Consider the following 14304-nt stretch of genomic DNA (forward strand, 5'->3'; position numbering starts at 1 on the left):
AAGCCCGCTCATTCGAGCGGGCTTTTTGTTTGGGCGCGCGCCGGGGCGCGGATCAGTCGTCCTGGCTCAGCACCAGGCGCGCGCGCAAGCCGGGCGCGTCGGCCTCGGCGATGGACAGCAGGCGGTCGATATTGGGGTGTTTGCCCGGATTGGCGCGCGCGTCCGGCGTGTGTTCGGCGTAAAGCGCCAGTCCCTCGCGCGCGGCCTTGCGGTCGATATGGCCGTGGGCCTTGATCAGGGCGTGGTAGACGCGCACCGAGCCGGCGGTGCCGGGCTGATTGTCCAGCCGGCCGACCGGCTCGCCGCTGGCGTCCAGCAGCACGATGGCGCGAATGTCGTCGACGGCGGGCAGGGTGTTGAGGATGTCCTTGAAAGCGCTTGCTTGCATGATGTGTTTCCTATTGTCGTTATCGTGGCGGGCCGCCGGGGCGGCCCGTTGAGGGGGCGTTGCGCATGGGCCGCGGCGTTGGGCCGGGCCGGATGCAAGACCGTTCCAGTGTAGCCGGGTATTAGGCGGCGGGCCGGCTGAGAAAGTTCAGCCGGCTGCCGCGCGTTGCACATTTTTGGTGCGGCCGCTCGGCCGTCTTGCCTTGATTTGGTGCAATGTATGCCGACAGCTCTTCATTACACCATGCTTTGGATGATTTTGTGTTGCGGATTTGTTAATGAATCAAAGGCTTGGCCTGTGATTGTTAACTTGGCACGGCAATTGCTAACTATAAAGCGATCTGGTGACGCCAGGGCATGGCCCGGCGTCTCGCGCCAGTCTCCAAAGGGGATAAGAGAGCGGCAAAGCCGCCTTGGATCGGGGTCGATCGGCGAAGCCGGCGACCCCGTTTCATTTTCAGCGCATCAGGGCTGCTCGCCCACCAGATAGCGCTGGCTCATCCGCTTGAAGTGCTCGCTGCCGGCCTGGCGCAAGCATTCGAACAGCACCATCTCCTTGCTGACGATGACGGCCCCGGCGTCGCGCATCCTTTGCAAGCCCAGTTCGATGTCGGACGCCTTGCGGCTGGACACCGCGTCCGCCACCACGAAGACCCGCTTATCCAGCTCCAGCAGTTCCAGCACGGTTTGCAGCACGCAAACATGCGCTTCCATGCCGCAGACGATGACTTGCGGCCGGGCCAGCACGGCGTCCGGCAGACAGTGGGCGGCGACGCAGGAAAAATGGGTCTTCTCGACCACCTTGGGTTCCGGCGCCTGGGCGAGCAGCTCGGGAAGGGTGTGGCCCAGGCCGCGCGGATATTGCTCCGAAAACACCACCGGCAGGCCGTGGTCGCCGGCCACGCTGATCAGCCAGCGGCAGCGCGCCGCCATGCCGGCCGCGTCGACGACCGCCGGCGCGAGTTTTTCCTGGACGTCCACCACCAGCAGGCTGGCCAACTCCTTGTGCATCAGCATAATGCGCTCCTTGGGGCGTGTGAGGGGTTTGTCGCAGCATTCAGGATACCTGTTTTGACGCGGGCTTGCGCCGCGCTGAAATCCTTTTGTCATTTTCGCTTGCCGGCCTCATCCCGTTCCGTTGATGATGACTCAAAGGCCGAATCGCAATAATCGACAGGAGGTGAATCGTGGATGGACTGCATATCCGCAAGGTGGAGCCGGAAGACGCGCCCGTCTTGGCGGCGATGATGGTGTTAGAGGAGGTGGTGGCCAATACTTTGCAACTGCCCTACCAATCGGTTGAGGACTGGCGGCGGAAGCTGGCGCACACGCCGCCGCATGTGCATTCCCTGGTGGTTTGCAATGCCGAAGGGCGGGTGATAGGCAATGCCGGCCTGATAGGCGACGAGCGTCCGCGCATCCGGCACGCGGCCAGCCTGTTCATCGTCGTGCATCCGGATTGGCACGGCCGCGGCGTGGGTTCCGCCTTGTTGCGGGCGCTGCTGGAGCTGGCCGACAACTGGTTGGGATTGTTGCGGGTGGAGCTGGCGGTGGTGCACGACAACGAGCCGGCGATCGCCCTGTATCGCAAATTCGGTTTCGAACTGGAAGGGAGGCGGCGGATGGAACAACTGCGCGCCGGCCGTTATGAAGACACCTTGATCATGGCGCGTTTGCGCCGGCTGGAATGACGAAGCGCCCGCGTGGGCGGGCGCTGGCGTGGCTGCGTGCTTATTTGCCTGCGGCGTCCTGTGCTTGCGGCGCCGGCTGCTGCGTTTGCAGCTGAGCGTCCATGCGCGCGCGCATTTCCCACATATTGGACAATCCTTCGCCGGCCATCGCGGCGCCGGACAGCAGGATCAGGGACAGGGTGGTCAGTACGGTTTTCTTCAGCATGATGTTTCCTTTCATGGCAAATCGACCGGTCGACCGGCTCGGCGCAGGGCGTCGACGGAGGTCGGCTGCGGGCCTGGCGAAGCCTGTCGCTGTTTGGGCGGCCTGCATCGCCATTGAATTCTAGTGAAGGCAGGGACTTTGTCCGGCCATGGCGGTGATCAATTTGCAAACGAGTGTGAATCGCGTTTCGCGGGGCCTGGCCTCCCGCCGCGGAGCGCGGGCGGGAGGGGGCGGTTCGCCATCTTAGCTGGCGGATTGGCTGGTCTGAGCGCCGGCTGCCGCGCTTGGCTGCGCGGCGCTTTGCTTGGCGGCGATCTGGGCCTCCATGCGCTCGCGCATTTCACGGGCGTTGCTGGCGCCTTCGCCGCCGGCCATGGCGGCGCCGGACAGAATGATCAGGGACAGCGCGGTGAGTACGGTCTTTTTCATGATGGTTTCCTTTCATTGCGATCTTGCCGGGGCCGGACTTGCTGCGTCCGGCGGCAGGGCTTGAGTCGACATTCTATGGCGGGCTTTGCCGCAGTGCGGTAAACGATTGTGAGCGTGTGCTAATGAGTTTTGACGGCGTTTACAAAGCCGGATTACCGGCCGGCCTGGCTGGTTTGAGGCGCTGTCGGCGCTTGCTTGGCGGCGATCTGGGCGTTCATGCGTTCGCGCATTTCACGGGCGTTGCCGGCGCCTTCGCCGCCGGCCGTGGCGGCGCCGGACAGAACGATCAGGGACAGGGCTGCGATAAGGCTGTGTTTCAACATGGTGAATTCCTTGTAAAGTGTGGGACGGGCGCTTATTTGGCTTGCGGAGCCTGGGCCGGGGTTTGGGCCTGCTTGGCGTCGATCTGGGCTTGCATGCGTTCGCGCATTTCACGAGCGTTGCCGGCGCCCTCGCCGCCGGCGGCGGCTGCGCCGGACAGAACGATCAGAGACAGGGCGGCGATAAGAGTTTGCTTCAACATGGTCAAAATCCTTGTGTGATTGAGTGGCTTGGCGGCGGCGAGGATGTTCAAAATGCTAGAATCGATCCGGCGCTCCGCTAAGAAGCCGCTTAGCCTGCTCTGGCGGGCTGTGCGACTTAGTGACTGAATATTAAGGATGTTTTTTCGCCGCAGATAGCGGAATGATTTGCACTGAACCATCAGTAAATTTGAATATGAAACTATCTCTCGACGCTTTGCTGGTGCTGGACGCCATCGATAATCACGGCAGCTTCGCCGCCGCCGCGGACGCCCTGTTCCGGGTGCCGTCCGCGGTCACCTATACCGTGCAGAAACTGGAGCAGAGTCTGGGCGTGCAGATCTACGACCGCAGCGGCCACCGCGCCCGGCTGACGCCGGCCGGCGAGCGCCTGCTCAAGGACGGCCGGCATCTGTTGGACGCGGCGCGTCAGCTGGAGCTGCGGGTTAGCAAGCAGGCTCAGGGCTGGGAACACCAGTTGCGCATCGTGATCGGAGACCTGGTGGATTTCGCCCAGGTGATTCCCTTGATCGCGGAATTCGATCAACTGGCCTCGGCTACGCGGCTGATTTTCCGCAGCGAGATTTTCGGCGGCACCTGGGACGCGCTGTACGACGACCGAGCCGATCTGGTGATAGGCGCGCCCAATATGCCGCCGCCCGGGGATTATTTCACTCGCACCATAGGCAGTTACGATTTCGTCTTGGTGGTGGCCGCCGGCCACCCGCTGGCGGCGGAGGACAAGCCGCTGCCGCCGCATGTGTTGCGCCAGCACCGCGCGGTGGCGATAGGCGACACCTCGCGGCGCTTGCAGCCGCGCACCGGCGGTTTGCTGGACGGCCAGGACGTGCTGACCGTGCACAGCAGCCGCGCCAAGCTGGACGTGATCCTGGCCGGCCTGGGCAGCGGTTATCTGCCGCGCTCCATGGTGGGGTCTTATCTGGCCAGCGGGGACTTGGTGGCCAAGGAGGTGGCCGAGGACAGCCCGGACCACCAGATGTGTTTCGCCTGGAAGCAGGCGCAGCCGGGCAAGGCTTTGCAGTGGTTCATCCAGCGGCTGGAGCAGGCGGTGGAGGCGGGCGAGCTGCGGCCGTGAAAAAGCCGGCGTCCGCGAGGAGGCCGGCCGGATAGGCTCAATTGCGTGGGGGTGCTTAGAGCGTGTTTACGATCCCGCGAGCTAAGGCGAGACAAGGCGAAAACGGCTGAGAAAGCGGAATGTACACGTGGTATATGAGCATTTCGAAGGCGTACTCACCGTGCCACGTCTCTCGACGCGCAGCAGATCGTAAACAGCTTCTTACACGTCCTGGCCCTCGACGATGCCGTCATGGCTGGCGGCGCGCTTGGGCAGCAAGAGGTTCAGCACGATGGCCAGCAGCGAGCACAGGCCGACGCCGGCCAGCTCGAAATCCCCCAGCTTCAGACTGAGGCCGCCGATGCCGGAGGTCAGCACCACCGAGATGATCACCAGATTGCGCGGTTCCATCAGGTCCACCTTGGCCTCGATCAGGGTCTTCAGGCCGATGGAGGCGATGGTGCCGAACAAGAGCACCATGATGCCGCCCATCACCGGCAGCGGGATGGACTGCAGCAGCGCGTTGAACTTGCCGAAGAAGGCCATGGCGATGGCGAACAGCGCGGCCCAGGTCATGGTGACCGGGTTGAAGTTGCGGGTGATCATCACCGCGCCGGTGACTTCGGCGTAGGTGGTGACCGGCGGGCCGCCGATCAGGCCGGCCACGCAGACGCCCAGGCCGTCGCCGGACAGGGTGCGGTGCAGACCGGGCGACTTGGTGTAGTCCTTGCCGGTGACGCCGCCTATCGCCATCACGCCGCCGATGTGCTCGATGGCCGGCGCAATCGCCACCGGCAGCATGAACAGCGCGGCGGCCCAATTGACTTCCGGGCTGTGGAAGGCGGGCATCGCGAACCACGGCGCGGCGGCCAGCTTGGCGAAATCCACCACGCCGAGCAGGGCGGCGGCGATGTAGCCGACGATGACGCCGGCCAGAATGGGCACCAGCTTGAACAGGCCGCGCGCGTAGATGGACACGATGACGGTGGTGGCCAGCGAGATCGCCGCCAGCAGCATGGACACCGCGTAAGGCGTCACCTGCTTGCCGCCGGCGATGCCCATCGCCATGCCGGAGGCCGCGGAGGCCACCGACAGGCCGATGATCATGATCACCGGGCCGATCACCACCGGGGGTAGCAGCCGGTTGACGAAGGCCATGCCGCGCCAGCGGACCACGGCGGAAAACAGGAAGTACATGAAGCCGGCGCAGAACAGGCCGAACTGCGTCGCGCCCTGGCCCCAGGTGTGCATGGAATAAATGATGGGGCCGATGAAGGCGAAGGAGGAGCCGAGGAAGATCGGCACCTGGCGCCCGGTGTACAGCTGGAACAGCAGGGTGCCGACGCCGGCGCCCAGCAGCGCCATCGCCGGATTGAGGCCGGTCAGCAGCGGCACCAGCACCAGCGCGCCGAAGGCGACGAACAGGATCTGGGCGCCGGACACGGCCAGCTTGAGTTGTTGGAACATGGTTTTAACCTTTTGGCTCGTCTTGGTCTGAATGGGGGGCGGGGGCCTGGTCCAGCCGCTTGCCCAGAATGCGCGACTGCGGTTCCAGGCCGCGACGCAGGTAGAAATTCAGCGCGGCCTGATTGAAGTCCTTCACCTCCAGGCGGATCTCGTCGGCCGAATGCCGCCGCGCCCAGTCTTCGGCCGCCGCCAGCAGCGCGCTGCCTTGGCCTTGCCCGCGCTCAGCCGCCGTCACCACCAGGGTGGTGACGCGGCAGATGCGGCGCGGCCGCAGGAAGGGCAGGGTGAGTTCCAGCAGGGACAGGGCGATGAAAGCGCTGACCTCTCCGCCGGATTCCGCCAGCAGCAGCGCGCCGCCGGGCGCGTCCAGCAGGCCGGCCCAGAATGCGCGGTCGCGGTCTGCGGCGCCGTTGGCGGCGAAGATGTGCGGCAGCGCGCGATGGTGCTGCAGGTTGATCTCGTCGGCCAGGCGGCAGATCGCCGCGAGGTCGCTTGCGGCAGCGGGACGTATTTTCATGCTTGGGGCCGGGCTGGGCGCGCAAAAAAGCGCCGCTTCCGGAGTGGGAGCAGCGGCGCTGGACGGGCTCATGATCAGGCTTGCTTGGTGCCGAAGATCTTGTCGCCGGCGTCGCCCAGGCCGGGGATGATGTAGCCGTGCTCGTTCAGGTGGCTGTCGAGCGAGGCGGCGTAGATCTGCACATCCGGGTGGGCGTCGTTGACGATCTTCACGCCTTCGGGCGCGGCCACCATCACCACGGCCTTGATCTGTCTGCAGCCATTGCGCTTGAGCAGGTCTATGGTGGCGACCAGGGAGCCGCCGGTGGCCAGCATCGGGTCGATGATGATGGCGATGCGCTCGTCCAGATTGCCGACGAACTTCTCGAAATAGGACACCGGTTCCAGCGTTTCTTCGTTGCGGGCCAGGCCGACCACGCTGATCTTGGCCGAGGGCACCAGGTCCAGCACGCCGTCCAGCATGCCGATGCCGGCACGCAGGATGGGCACCACGGTGACCTTCTTGCCCTTGATCTGCTGGACGTCGATCTTGCCGCACCAGCCGTCTATGGTGACGCTTTCCAGTTCGAAGTCGCGGGTGGCTTCATAGGCGAGCAGACGCGCCAGCTCTTGGGTCAGCTGACGGAATTTCATGGTGCTGGTGTCGGCTTCGCGCAGCAGGCCGAGCTTGTGTTGCACCAGCGGATGCTGGACGACGGTGATGTTCATGAGACGTTCCCATACCTTGGCAAAGAGCTGCTTTCGGCGCGGGCGCGCCAAAAGCAGCTCTTGGTATTAATTATGAAGCCGGCAGCCTTCGATGATCCCGGGCTGCCGGTGCGGGGTATTTGGTATGGGGCGGTATTTTACCCCTTTTCCCATTCCGAAATCCACTGCAAGAATTCGGCGGCGGCCCGCGGCGGGCTGCAGATATAGCCTTGCACCGCGTCGCAGCCCAGCTCGGCCAGCGTGGCCAAGTCGGCGCTGTCCTCCACGCCGATGGCCACGGTGGTGAGGCCGGAGGCCTTTGCCAGGCCGATGTCTTCGCGCAGGATGGCTTGCAGATGCTGATTGGAGCTGACGCCCTGCACGAAGGCGCGGTCCACTTTCAGCAGGCTGAAATGGCTGATCAACAGCTTGTCGGTCAGGGTGACGCCGATGCCGAACTCGTCTATGCCGATGCCGAAGCCGGCGGCGCGCAACTGGGACAGTTGCGCGTCGGCCTTCTGCCAGTGCTGGCGCAGCGTGGATTCGGAGAATTCCAGCGTCAGCTTGGCCGGCTCCAGGCCCAGGATGCGTACTTTCTGCAGCAATTGCTCGCACAGGCTTTCATCGTCCAGCGACATCGAGGTCAGGTTGATGGTGACCGGAATGTCGTGGCCGCGCTCCTGCCAGTCGCTGCAGGCGTACAGCGATTTTTCCAGGATCAGTTCAGTGAGTTCGCGAATCATGCCGCGCTCTTCCATCGCCGGCACGAAGCTGACCGGGGACAGCACGCCAAGCGCCGGGTGCTGCCAGCGCGCCAGCGCCTCGGCGGCGATCACCTTGCGGCTGGAGATTTCGACTATCGGCTGAAACCAGGGAATGAGCTGATCGTTGACCAAGGCGCGCCAGATCTCTTCGATGGGCATGGCGCTGGCGGGGCTGAGGGCGGCTTTGGTTTCCTGATGTGTCGGCATGGGGTGATTTGGGTCGGGCAAGCGGATGTCACCCTGATTGTATGACATGGCGGGTGTTTTCGAAACGCTAAATTCCGCTTCAAAAACAAAGGTCCCGGCCATGGCCGGGACCTGGTAGAGGCGCTTACAGGTCTTTCAGCAGCTCTTGCAATTCACCGTTTTGGAACATTTCATACATGATGTCGGAGCCGCCGACGAACTCGCCTTTGACGTAGAGCTGCGGAATGGTCGGCCAGTTGGAGAAGTCCTTGATGCCCTGGCGGATGTCGGCGTCTTGCAGCACGTCCACGGTCGCGAACTGTTCAAGGCCACAGGCCTTGAGGATTTGCACCGCGCGGGAGGAGAAGCCGCATTGCGGGAATTGGGCCGAGCCCTTCATGAACAGCACTACCGGGTTGTCGGTCACGGTTTGCTGGATGGTTTGTTGCGCGCTCATTCAGTGGTCCTTGCTTGGATCGTCAATGTGGCTGCGGGGCCGCCTGCGGCGAAATACCCGAGCGTTTCAATGGGTTATTTTACTTTTCGGCCGCCCGCGGGTCAATTTGCTTCGCAGCGGGCGCCGCCTGCGCGGCGTGCCATTGCCGCAGGAAGATGTGCACCTGGCCGTCGTAGAGCGCGCGGCGGGTAATCAGCCGCGACACATTGGACGCCAGCAGCGCGGTGGCCATCAAGGGGATGATCATCGCCGAGGAGTCGGTCATCTCCATCACGATGATGAAGCCGGTCATCGGCGCGCGGGTCATGCCGGCGAAGAAGCCCACCATGCCCAAGAGCACGATCAAGGTCTGCGGCAGGAAGGGCAGTAGATTGGCCATGTTCAGGCCGAAGCCGGCGCCCACCGCCAGCGACGGCGCGAACATGCCGCCGGGCACCGCGCTGATGAAGCTGATGAACATGCTGAGCAGTTTGAGCAGGCCGTAGCCCTGCATGCCGGCGCCGCTGCCCTCGATGATTTCGCGGGCGCGGAAATAGCCGGTGCCGAAGGTGACGCCGTCGCTGGCGATGCCGATCACCGCCAGCGCCAGGCCGCAGCCGGCGGCGAACAGCACCGGTTTTTGCAGCCGCCAGCCGTGCAGCGGGCCTGGCAGGCGCTGGGTCAGCGCCAGCATGATGCGGCAGCAGACGCCGCCGAGCAGGCCGCCGATGATGCCGCAGACCGGGATGGCTAGCCAGGACTGCTCCAGTTCCATATTCACCGACACCATGCCGAAATAGCTGTAATTGCCGAGGATGGCGGTGGCGGTCAGGCCGGAGACGATCACGGACAGCAGGATGGTGGAGCTGGCGCGCAAATCGAAGGTGCGGCCCATTTCCTCGATGGCGAACACGATGCCGGCCAGCGGCGCGTTGAAGGCGGCGGCCACGCCGGCGGCGCCGCCGGCCAGGATGAAGCTGCGCGCCGCGCCCTCGTGGCGCAGCGCCGCGTGGCGGTTTAGCGAGTATTTGATCGCCGCGCCCACCTGCACGATGGGGCCTTCGTAGCCGAAGGTGGCGCCGGAGCTGATGCCGATCAGGGTCAGCAGCATTTTGCCGATGGCGGCGCGTATGGTCAGGATGCGCTCGCGCAGCGCCTGCATGCCGCCTTCCAGCGCGGCGATGGACTGCGGGATGCCGCCGCCGGCGGAGCCGGGAAAGTAATGGCGCATCAGCCAGATGGCCAAGGCGAGGCCGGCCGGAGTGATCAGCAGGCTCCAGTACGGCGAGTTGTCGTAGATGCGGGTGAAGATGGCGTGCGACAGATGGCTGCCGTTGGCGAAGACGCTGGCCATCAGGCCAATCAGAATGGCGGCGGTCCAGATCGGGATGTGGCGGCGCCACAGGACTGCGGACAAGTAGAGGTAACGCAGGCGGCGCTGGACGCGGCTGCGGACTTGTCTGGCAGTGGGGGTGTCTGGCATGGAGCCGGCCTTTGCGAATGAATATGTGAGATTTTTCTAATATTCAATGGTAAGGCGTATTGCCCGGAATGACAAACCCCGGCCGCATCAAGGGCCGGGGTTTGAGCATGCTCAGGCGTTTTTTTCCAGCACCGCGGCGAAGAAGCCGTCGGTATTGTGCAACTGCGGTTTCAGTTCCAGATAATCGCCCATTTGCAGCGAGATCTTCTGCTCCGCCAGCACCTCGTCCATTTTCACCAGCTTGAACTCGGGGTGATCGGCCAGGAAGGCGGCGACGATGTCCTGATTCTCCTGCGGCAACAGGCTGCAGGTGGCGTAGACCAGGCGGCCGCCGGCGCGCACCAGGCGGGCGGCGGAGGCCAGGATGGACGCCTGTTTGGCGTTCAGCTCGGCCACGCTGTCCGGGCTCTGGCGGAATTTCAGGTCCGGGTTGCGGCGCAGCGTGCCCAGGCCGGAGCAGGGCGCGTCCACCAGCACGCGGTCGGCCTTGCCGGCCAGGCGCTTGACCTTGGTGTCGTTTTCCGAGGCCAGCAGCTGCGGATGGACATTGGACAGGCCGGAACGCGCCTGGCGCGGCTTCAGCTTGGCCAAGCGCTTTTCCGAAACGTCGAAGGCGTACAAGCGGCCGCTGGAGGCCATTTGCGCGCCCAACAGCAGGGTCTTGCCGCCGGCGCCGGCGCAGAAGTCGACGACCATTTCGCCGCGGCGCGCGCCGGTGATCAGGCCCAGCAGCTGGCTGCCCTCGTCCTGCACCTCGAACACGCCGGCCTTGAACAGCTCGTGCTTGGCCAGCGAGGGCTTGGTTTTGAGACGGATGCCCAGCGGAGAGTAGGGCGTGGCTTCGCACTCGAGGCCGTCGGCTTGCAGCCGGCCCAGCAATTCGTCGCGCTTCATCTTCATGGTGTTGACGCGCAGATCCAGCGGCGCGCCTTCGGCCAGGCCCTTGCCCAGCGCGATCACCTGTTCCGGCGTCTGTTCGCCCAGGCGCTCGATCACCCACTGCGGCAGTTCGGCGTCCACTTCCAGGCTGGCCGGCAGCGCCTTGCCCTTGATTTGGCCCAGCCATTCCTTTTCGCCGGCGCTGGCGGCGTCGCCCAGCTCCTTGACGTTGAGTCTGTGGATTTTCAGCAGGGCCACCAGGGCCAGCCGGCGCGGGGTGGCCTTGTCCGGCGCGATCAGCGCGCGCAGCTGCAAGAGGCGGCGCAGCGCGCCGAAGGCGGTTTCGGCGATGATGTGGCGGTCGTTGGCGCCCAGTTTGCTGTGTTCGCGGAAATAGGCCGACAGCACCGCGTCGGCTGGGCGGTCGAAGCGGATCATCTGGCCGATGACGGTTTCGATATGTTTCAGTTGATGGTGATTAATAGTCATTCTTGTGTTTTCTCGTGGGTTGCGGCGGCAGCTTCCATTGCGGCGCGCCGTTCACGTCGATGCGGACGGCTCTGAGGTCGATCCGCTTGTCCTTGTCGATGCGCTGGATGCGCACCGGCAGATTGGAGAATTCCGGCGCCAGCCAGAATTCATTAATGTCGCCGTCGCCCTGGGCGCGGAACACGATGACCCGGATCTTGCCCGCGCCGGTGTCGTAGTCGGCCTCGCCGCTGGGGCGCATCGGGTATTCGTACACTTTCTTGCCGGTGGTGATCTGGATCGCTTCCGGTCCCAGTTCGCCGCCTTTCAGCCCCAGCTGGAAGGCCAGGCTGAACACATCCTGGGCGCCGGGCTTCAAGTCCAGCAGCTTGTCGCCCTGATCTCCATAACGCAGCTGACCCGCATTGTAGTCGAAATGCGCGGACTCTTTGCTTTGGCCGCCGCGCCAGGCTTGCAGACTGTCCGGCAGCAAGCCCGCCTTGTTCTTGAAACGGCCTTCGGAAAGGTAACGCAGCTTGGGACCGATAAAGGGATTGGCGTTGATCTCCAAGCGGTAGCCGCCGTCGCCGCGGCCCCATTCCAGCGTGCCGGTGCCCAGCATCGCCGAGCCGTAGAATACCTGGTAGCCCAGCGTGGCCTGGCGCGGAAAGCCGCGCAGCTTGCTCTTGGGATGGAGGTAGCCGTCGTCGGCTGCGGCGGTTTCGGCCGCCGGCGCGCTGGCCTCGTCCTTGTCGTTCGCCGCCACATTATCGGCGACCGGCGCCGACGAGGCGAGTTTGTTCTCCGCGTCGGGCATGGAGGCGTCGGGCTTGGCCTCCGCCAGCGGCGCGCTGCCGGCGTTCTTGTTTGGCCGCACCTGGGCGGCTATCGGTTCCGACGCCGCCCGCGGCGCCGACGCTTCCGCCTTTTTGGCGGCGGGCTTGGGTTTGGCCGGCGCCGGCTTGGGCGCGGCCGGCCGCAATTGGGCCACCGCGCCTTGCGGCGCCGGCTTGGCCGCCGGCTCATCGGCGTCCAGCGCCTGCATCTTGACGCTGATGCTGCGCAAGTCCTGATCCGGCGGCAGTTCCAAAGCCGCTTCCGGCAGCAGGCCGGAGCCCAGCACGCCCAGATGCAGGGCGAGCGACAGGGCCAGGGCCAGCAGGATCAGGCGACGGCTTTTCATGGGTTCAGGGCGCGGGCGCCATCAGGCTGCCGGCAAGCGCGGCGCGGCTGGCGATCTTGCCGGCGACGATGTTCAGCTCGCCGGCGACGAAGCGGCGCACCGCGGCCGGGTAGAGTTGGTGTTCCAGTTGCAGCACGCGTTCGGCCAGCGTGTCGGCGCTGTCGCCGTCCAGCACTTCCACCACGCCCTGGGCGACGATGGGGCCGTGGTCCAGCTCGGCGGTGACGAAGTGCACGGTGCAGCCGGCCACCTTGCAGCCCATTTCCAGCGCGCGCTGGTGAGTGTTGAGGCCGGTGAAGGCCGGCAGCAGCGAGGGGTGCACGTTCAGCATGCGGCCTTCGTAGCGGCGGGTGAAGCCGGCGCTGAGAATGCGCATGAAGCCGGCCAACACCACCAGGTCCGGCTGGTGGCCGTCTATCAGCTGCGCCAGCGCGGTGTCGAAGTCTTCGCGGCTGGCGAAGGCTTTATGGTCCAGCGCCGCGGTGGCGATGCCGCGCTCGGCCGCCCAGGCGAGGCCGGCGGCGTCGGGTCGGTTGGAGATCACCGCGGCGATGCGCGCGCCGGCGATCTTGGCGTCGACGATGGCCTGCATATTGGAGCCGCGGCCTGAAATCAGGATGACGATATTCTTCATGATGGAATCGACGGAGACTTTGCCAGATAGTGTTCCCAGTCGGCGGCATCGGTGATGCAGCGCAACTCTTGTTCGTGCCAGCCGCCGCCCAGGTCCAGGCAGCGATCGAGGTCGGCCAGGATGGCGGCCTCGCGATAAATGACAAACGCCGCCAGCAGGGCCAGCGGCGCCAGTAGCATCCAACGCAGCGCTTTAGGCGATCTGAGTTTGATGTTCGTCTCCATTGCGGGCGCGCACCGCGCCGATCCGGTACGCGGTCTCGCCTTCGGCCTGCAGCAGGGCGACGGCCTGTTCCGCCTGTTCCGCCGCCACGATCACCACCATGCCGATGCCGCAGTTGAAGGTTCGGTACATTTCCTGGCTATCGACCTTGCCTTCCTGTTGCAGCCACTGGAACAGCTTGGGCTGGGGCCAGGCCGCGGCGTCGATCTGGGCGACGACATGTTCCGGCAGCACGCGCGGCGTGTTCTCGGTGATGCCGCCGCCGGTGATGTGGGCCATGCCTTTGACCGGCAGCGCCTGCATCAGCTTGAGCAGAGGCTTCACATAGATGCGGGTGGGGGCGATGATGGCGTCGCGCAGGCTGCGGCCGTCCTCGAACGGCGCGTCCAGGTCCGGCTGGGCGCGGTCGATGATCTTGCGCACCAGCGAGTAGCCGTTGGAGTGCACGCCGTTGGATTTCAGGCCCAGCACCACGTCGCCCGGGGCGATGTCGCGGCCGCTGATCACGGCGCTCTTCTCCACCACGCCGACGGCGAAGCCCGCCAGATCGTATTCGCCTGTCGGGTACATGCCGGGCATTTCCGCGGTCTCGCCGCCGATCAGCGCGCAGCCGGCCTGTTCGCAACCGGCGGCGATGCCCTTGATCACGTCGGTGGCTTGGGGCACGTCCAGTTTGCCGCAGGCGAAATAGTCGAGGAAGAACAGCGGTTCCGCTCCTTGCACCAGGATGTCGTTGACGCTCATTGCCACCAGGTCGATGCCCACGGTATCGTGACGATTCCAGTCGAAGGCCAGTTTCAGCTTGGTGCCGACGCCGTCGGTGCCGGAAACCAGCACCGGTTCCTTGTATTTCTTGGAAATCTCCACCAGTGCGCCGAAACCGCCGATGCCGCCGATCACCTCCGGGCGCATGGTGCGCTTGGCATAAGGCTTGATGTTCTCGACCAGCGCGTCGCCGGCATCAATGTCGACGCCGGCATCACGGTAACTGAGGGAAGTGGTGTTCAAGGTAAACTCGCTTTCTGCAAATCTTGAAGTATTTTTACATCAAGCTTTCGCCGACGCGAAAGC

The 14304-nt window shown here is 64.8% G+C and carries 19 protein-coding genes; 2 read left to right on the forward strand and 17 right to left on the reverse strand.

Features of this window, described 5'->3' with window-relative positions; all coding sequences use genetic code 11:
- Positions 1–52 precede the first annotated feature (52 nt).
- Both QUG03_RS09100 and QUG03_RS09105 read right to left on the reverse strand, forming a co-directional pair.
- On the reverse strand, positions 53–388 hold the full coding sequence (locus QUG03_RS09100; RefSeq protein ID WP_500819873.1) for a DUF2322 family protein: 336 nt from the start codon (positions 386–388) through the stop codon (positions 53–55).
- A gap of 464 nt (positions 389–852) precedes the next feature.
- The gene (locus QUG03_RS09105; RefSeq protein WP_227107033.1) at positions 853–1404 is read right to left on the reverse strand and encodes a hydrolase; all 552 of its coding nucleotides are present in this window, start codon (positions 1402–1404) and stop codon (positions 853–855) included.
- A 170-nt stretch (positions 1405–1574) separates the two neighbouring features.
- Here QUG03_RS09105 and QUG03_RS09110 point away from each other — a divergent pair, with 170 nt between their 5' ends.
- Positions 1575–2078, forward strand: a complete 504-nt coding sequence (locus QUG03_RS09110) for a GNAT family N-acetyltransferase (protein ID WP_500819874.1) — start codon at positions 1575–1577, stop codon at positions 2076–2078.
- A 40-nt stretch (positions 2079–2118) separates the two neighbouring features.
- Here the strand turns inward: QUG03_RS09110 and QUG03_RS09115 are convergent, their stop codons facing one another.
- The 4 genes from QUG03_RS09115 to QUG03_RS09130 form a co-directional block, all read right to left on the reverse strand.
- A complete protein-coding gene (locus tag QUG03_RS09115) occupies positions 2119–2283 on the reverse strand; it encodes a hypothetical protein (RefSeq protein ID WP_227107035.1) in 165 nt (54 codons plus the stop codon).
- Between the two features lie 243 nt (positions 2284–2526).
- Positions 2527–2712: a hypothetical protein gene (locus tag QUG03_RS09120; protein WP_107798216.1), complete on the reverse strand. Its 186-nt coding sequence runs from the start codon at positions 2710–2712 to the stop codon at positions 2527–2529.
- Positions 2713–2864: 152 nt separating this feature from the next.
- On the reverse strand, positions 2865–3035 hold the full coding sequence (locus QUG03_RS09125) for a hypothetical protein (RefSeq protein ID WP_199225798.1): 171 nt from the start codon (positions 3033–3035) through the stop codon (positions 2865–2867).
- A gap of 32 nt (positions 3036–3067) precedes the next feature.
- Positions 3068–3235 carry a hypothetical protein gene (locus QUG03_RS09130; RefSeq protein ID WP_199225799.1) on the reverse strand — a complete coding sequence of 56 codons (168 nt, stop codon included), beginning with the start codon at positions 3233–3235 and terminating at the stop codon, positions 3068–3070.
- A 194-nt stretch (positions 3236–3429) separates the two neighbouring features.
- Here QUG03_RS09130 and QUG03_RS09135 point away from each other — a divergent pair, with 194 nt between their 5' ends.
- Positions 3430–4329 (forward strand): LysR family transcriptional regulator, encoded by a 900-nt coding sequence (locus tag QUG03_RS09135; protein ID WP_107798217.1) that lies wholly within the window; start codon positions 3430–3432, stop codon positions 4327–4329.
- 201 nt (positions 4330–4530) lie between these two features.
- Here the strand turns inward: QUG03_RS09135 and QUG03_RS09140 are convergent, their stop codons facing one another.
- From QUG03_RS09140 to purM, 11 genes are all read right to left on the reverse strand, one after another.
- The gene (locus tag QUG03_RS09140) at positions 4531–5775 is read right to left on the reverse strand and encodes a uracil-xanthine permease family protein (RefSeq protein WP_253313838.1); all 1245 of its coding nucleotides are present in this window, start codon (positions 5773–5775) and stop codon (positions 4531–4533) included.
- 4 nt (positions 5776–5779) lie between these two features.
- Positions 5780–6292: a GNAT family N-acetyltransferase gene (locus tag QUG03_RS09145; RefSeq protein ID WP_158274227.1), complete on the reverse strand. Its 513-nt coding sequence runs from the start codon at positions 6290–6292 to the stop codon at positions 5780–5782.
- Positions 6293–6366: 74 nt separating this feature from the next.
- The gene (gene upp, locus QUG03_RS09150) at positions 6367–6999 is read right to left on the reverse strand and encodes a uracil phosphoribosyltransferase (protein WP_227107045.1); all 633 of its coding nucleotides are present in this window, start codon (positions 6997–6999) and stop codon (positions 6367–6369) included.
- A gap of 137 nt (positions 7000–7136) precedes the next feature.
- Positions 7137–7949, reverse strand: a complete 813-nt coding sequence (locus QUG03_RS09155) for an EAL domain-containing protein (protein ID WP_107798221.1) — start codon at positions 7947–7949, stop codon at positions 7137–7139.
- Between the two features lie 124 nt (positions 7950–8073).
- Positions 8074–8385: a Grx4 family monothiol glutaredoxin gene (gene grxD, locus QUG03_RS09160; protein ID WP_107798222.1), complete on the reverse strand. Its 312-nt coding sequence runs from the start codon at positions 8383–8385 to the stop codon at positions 8074–8076.
- Between the two features lie 79 nt (positions 8386–8464).
- Positions 8465–9847: a chloride channel protein gene (locus QUG03_RS09165; RefSeq protein ID WP_107798223.1), complete on the reverse strand. Its 1383-nt coding sequence runs from the start codon at positions 9845–9847 to the stop codon at positions 8465–8467.
- A 111-nt stretch (positions 9848–9958) separates the two neighbouring features.
- Complete coding sequence (locus QUG03_RS09170; protein WP_370646610.1) at positions 9959–11209, reverse strand: RsmB/NOP family class I SAM-dependent RNA methyltransferase; 1251 nt, start codon at positions 11207–11209, stop codon at positions 9959–9961.
- A complete protein-coding gene (locus QUG03_RS09175) occupies positions 11205–12377 on the reverse strand; it encodes a DUF3108 domain-containing protein (RefSeq protein ID WP_500819875.1) in 1173 nt (390 codons plus the stop codon). Before QUG03_RS09175 ends, QUG03_RS09170 begins: the two co-directional genes overlap by 5 nt.
- 4 nt (positions 12378–12381) lie before the next feature.
- Positions 12382–13011, reverse strand: coding sequence for a phosphoribosylglycinamide formyltransferase (purN, locus tag QUG03_RS09180; RefSeq protein WP_500819876.1), 630 nt, complete (start codon positions 13009–13011; stop codon positions 12382–12384).
- Positions 13008–13235 (reverse strand): hypothetical protein, encoded by a 228-nt coding sequence (locus tag QUG03_RS09185; RefSeq protein ID WP_146176566.1) that lies wholly within the window; start codon positions 13233–13235, stop codon positions 13008–13010. The genes purN and QUG03_RS09185 overlap by 4 nt, the downstream gene beginning before the upstream one ends.
- Positions 13204–14241, reverse strand: coding sequence for a phosphoribosylformylglycinamidine cyclo-ligase (gene purM / locus QUG03_RS09190; protein WP_107798228.1), 1038 nt, complete (start codon positions 14239–14241; stop codon positions 13204–13206). The genes QUG03_RS09185 and purM overlap by 32 nt, the downstream gene beginning before the upstream one ends.
- Positions 14242–14304: the final 63 nt, after the last annotated feature.

This window comes from Chromobacterium sp. CCUG 30098 (assembly GCF_059916605.1).

What these genes read in the sequence shown, in the direction of transcription:
- QUG03_RS09155 (WP_107798221.1), bottom strand. Translation starts at nt 7,949, where the DNA reads ATGCCGACACATCAGGAAACCAAAGCCGCCCTCAGCCCCGCCAGCGCC.
- grxD (WP_107798222.1), bottom strand. Translation starts at nt 8,385, where the DNA reads ATGAGCGCGCAACAAACCATCCAGCAAACCGTGACCGACAACCCGGTA.
- upp (WP_227107045.1), bottom strand. Translation starts at nt 6,999, where the DNA reads ATGAACATCACCGTCGTCCAGCATCCGCTGGTGCAACACAAGCTCGGC.
- QUG03_RS09140 (WP_253313838.1), bottom strand. Translation starts at nt 5,775, where the DNA reads ATGTTCCAACAACTCAAGCTGGCCGTGTCCGGCGCCCAGATCCTGTTC.
- QUG03_RS09120 (WP_107798216.1), bottom strand. Translation starts at nt 2,712, where the DNA reads ATGAAAAAGACCGTACTCACCGCGCTGTCCCTGATCATTCTGTCCGGC.
- QUG03_RS09145 (WP_158274227.1), bottom strand. Translation starts at nt 6,292, where the DNA reads ATGAAAATACGTCCCGCTGCCGCAAGCGACCTCGCGGCGATCTGCCGC.
- QUG03_RS09185 (WP_146176566.1), bottom strand. Translation starts at nt 13,235, where the DNA reads ATGGAGACGAACATCAAACTCAGATCGCCTAAAGCGCTGCGTTGGATG.
- QUG03_RS09130 (WP_199225799.1), bottom strand. Translation starts at nt 3,235, where the DNA reads ATGTTGAAGCAAACTCTTATCGCCGCCCTGTCTCTGATCGTTCTGTCC.
- QUG03_RS09135 (WP_107798217.1), top strand. Translation starts at nt 3,430, where the DNA reads ATGAAACTATCTCTCGACGCTTTGCTGGTGCTGGACGCCATCGATAAT.
- QUG03_RS09100 (WP_500819873.1), bottom strand. Translation starts at nt 388, where the DNA reads ATGCAAGCAAGCGCTTTCAAGGACATCCTCAACACCCTGCCCGCCGTC.
- QUG03_RS09105 (WP_227107033.1), bottom strand. Translation starts at nt 1,404, where the DNA reads ATGCTGATGCACAAGGAGTTGGCCAGCCTGCTGGTGGTGGACGTCCAG.
- purN (WP_500819876.1), bottom strand. Translation starts at nt 13,011, where the DNA reads ATGAAGAATATCGTCATCCTGATTTCAGGCCGCGGCTCCAATATGCAG.
- QUG03_RS09125 (WP_199225798.1), bottom strand. Translation starts at nt 3,035, where the DNA reads ATGTTGAAACACAGCCTTATCGCAGCCCTGTCCCTGATCGTTCTGTCC.
- QUG03_RS09175 (WP_500819875.1), bottom strand. Translation starts at nt 12,377, where the DNA reads ATGAAAAGCCGTCGCCTGATCCTGCTGGCCCTGGCCCTGTCGCTCGCC.
- QUG03_RS09165 (WP_107798223.1), bottom strand. Translation starts at nt 9,847, where the DNA reads ATGCCAGACACCCCCACTGCCAGACAAGTCCGCAGCCGCGTCCAGCGC.
- QUG03_RS09115 (WP_227107035.1), bottom strand. Translation starts at nt 2,283, where the DNA reads ATGCTGAAGAAAACCGTACTGACCACCCTGTCCCTGATCCTGCTGTCC.